Below are 586 nucleotides of genomic sequence, written 5' to 3'. Positions count from 1 at the left end.
TTAAACGTTATCTGGTCGAGTCGACTCTTCCTTTTTCTTCCTCTTTCTCCTTCTCCCTTCCTCCTCTCTTCTCCTCTCTCCCTCCCTCCTTCTTCCCCCCTTTTTCTTTTTTTTTTTTTTTTCTCTTTCCCTTTTTCTTCGTTCTTTTTTCTCTTTTTCTTTTTTTCCTTCTTTCTTTTTTTTTTCTCCCCCCCTTTCTTTTTTTTTCCTTTTCTCTCCCCTTTTTTCTTTTCCTCTTCTTCTCTTCCCCCCCTCTTCCTCTCCTTCCCCCTTTTCCCTCTTTCTTCCCTCCTTCTCCCCCCTTTCCCCCCTCTCTTTTTTTTTTTCCTCCCTCTCCCTCTTCCTCCCTCCCTTCTCCTCTTCCCCTCCTCTCTTTTCCCTCTTCCCTCCCCTCCCCCTCCTCTCCTCCTCTCCCCCCTCCTTCTTTCCTCCCTCTTTTTTCTCTTCTTCTCCTTCTTTCTTCCCTCCCTTTTTCTCTTCCTCTCTCCTTCCCTCTTTTCTCTTCTTTTTTTTCTCTCTCTTCCTTTTTTTTCCTTTTCCTTTTTTTTCTTTTTTTTTGTAATGAGCTATTAAAGGCCATTTTTTT

Annotated in this window: 1 protein-coding gene; it reads right to left on the bottom strand. The window is 43.0% G+C overall.

The genetic code is table 11. The features are described 5' to 3' along the window. Positions 1–586 (bottom strand): hypothetical protein (locus tag A3773_RS19735; protein WP_197462829.1); only part of this gene is annotated, 586 nt, incomplete at its 5' end.

The organism is Neptuniibacter pectenicola (assembly GCF_001597735.1).
GTDB lineage: Bacteria > Pseudomonadota > Gammaproteobacteria > Pseudomonadales > Balneatricaceae > Neptuniibacter > Neptuniibacter pectenicola.
This window is presented reverse-complemented; position numbering and strand designations above follow the sequence as displayed.